Source organism: Edaphovirga cremea, assembly GCF_003332275.1.
GTDB classification, from domain to species: domain Bacteria; phylum Pseudomonadota; class Gammaproteobacteria; order Enterobacterales; family Enterobacteriaceae; genus Edaphovirga; species Edaphovirga cremea.
In genome coordinates, this window is record NZ_QOVA01000059.1 from 1 (window position 1) to 1,603 (window position 1,603).

Annotated in this window: 3 protein-coding genes; 1 reads left to right on the plus strand and 2 read right to left on the minus strand. The window is 55.7% G+C overall.

The features are described from left to right. The coding region (locus DRI82_RS23615; RefSeq protein WP_211317714.1) for a hypothetical protein at window positions 1-255 on the minus strand (255 nt) is incomplete at its 3' end. Then, on the minus strand, window positions 248-967 hold the full coding sequence (locus DRI82_RS23620) for an SDR family NAD(P)-dependent oxidoreductase (protein ID WP_114196317.1): 720 nt from the start codon (window positions 965-967) through the stop codon (window positions 248-250). The genes DRI82_RS23620 and DRI82_RS23615, both read right to left, overlap by 8 nt. 108 nt (window positions 968-1,075) lie before the next feature. On the opposite strand from DRI82_RS23620, the gene DRI82_RS23625 reads away from it, so the two are divergent. Further along, a partial coding sequence (locus tag DRI82_RS23625) for a TetR/AcrR family transcriptional regulator (RefSeq protein ID WP_114196318.1) occupies window positions 1,076-1,603 on the plus strand: 528 nt, incomplete at its 3' end.

The window sequence follows — 1,603 nt, forward strand, 5'->3', positions numbered from 1 at the left end:
CAGGAACCCGCCGGCATAGGCCAGGCTGAAACAGGTGGCCAGCGCGAACGTGACGGCCCCCGGCGTTGCCGGGCTGAAAGACAGCCCGACGTGCGCCAGCAAAGGGATTGCCAGGTAAAGCTGGGTCAGCACCAACAGGGCGACCACGACCAGCAGCGTGACCCCCCGTCCACTCGCGGAATGAGTTCGCCCGAGGTGGGAGGTCTTGCCGAAGGTATCATCCGCCGAGCCTGAGATTTGCATATTCTCAGCCATGTAACCCCGTTTCCGATATCGGTACGGCTCCCCCAACGGTGACGGAATGTGCCTGACGTGCAGTATGCAGTTCCCAGAATTGGTCAGCGACGTCCGTCGGTGCGACGGTATCACTTTTACCCAGACCGCCCGGTGTTCCCTCAACGAAGCCGTTGACGATCACCTCACCGACATGAATGTCATGTGGTGCGAGGGTATGCGCCAAAATATGGGTGGTTTTACGTTGAGCTGCAACGCTGATGGCAATCGCAGCATAATCGATGGCGAACGCATTGATTTGCGGGTCATCGAGTGCCATGACGCCGCTGGTAACCAGTACGGTGCCTTTCGATGCCGCAAGGTCGTCCATGCTCTCTTGTACGGCGGTGATGTAGCCAACAACGCGGAGATCGAAACTCTTGCTCAGATCCGCGGGGGGAGTGGATAGCAGGTCACCTTCGATATCGAGAAAGACGTTCCAGTGCAGGATACCTATAGGCCCCATTATTTCATGTACGTCCGTGACGGCACGTCGGATCGCTTTAACATCGCTCAGGTCGGCCGGGAAAGCCTGAACCTGGATGCCTTCGGCGGTCAATTCCGCTACCGCATCAGCGAGACGCTGAACATTGCGCGCAATCAGGGCAACGGGATGACCCGCCTTGCCAAAACGGCGAGCGACTGCATGGGAGATACCCGGGCCATAGCCACAGATGAGGATGGTGTTTTTCATAGTTCAGACTCCAATTATAGTGTAAAATTACAACTACAACGTTTTAGTTGGAAATAACTATAGTATGATTACGCGATAACAGCAACCCATAAATGAGAGAGTAGAAAAATGGCTTGGGATACCGAAGGGACGAAACGCAAAATTCTGGACGCGGCAATGACCGAATTCGCCCGACTCGGGCCGGATGGCACCACCCTAGAACGGGTGGCCAAGTTGGCCGGTGTAAACAAGGAGCGTGTTTACAATTACTTTGGCGACAAGCGGGCACTGTTCTCAGCCGTGTTGCGCAACGAATTGGCCAAGGTGGCGCAGGCGTTACCCGTCACATCCTTTGCGACCGAAGACATTGGCGATTACGCTGGTCGCGCCTACGACTACCATCTTGAAAATCCTGAACTGAGCCGACTCATGCGCTGGGAAGGCTTGACATTCAATGACGAGGTGCCGGACGAAGAACAGCGACGCGAATATTATGGATACAAGATTGAGGCTGTGGCAGATGGGCAGCGCCAGGGAGTGGTTACCCAGGCCCTTGAGGCAGATCATCTGGCTTTTTTGGTGTTAGCCCTGGCTGGCTGGTGGTCTGCCGTTCCACAGGTAGCGCGTATGTTAACGGGGCCCGATAGCACAGAAGAA

Bases quoted from the DNA above. Each gene is read 5' to 3' on its own strand.
- DRI82_RS23620 (WP_114196317.1), bottom strand. From the start codon at position 967: ATGAAAAACACCATCCTCATCTGTGGCTATGGCCCGGGTATCTCCCAT.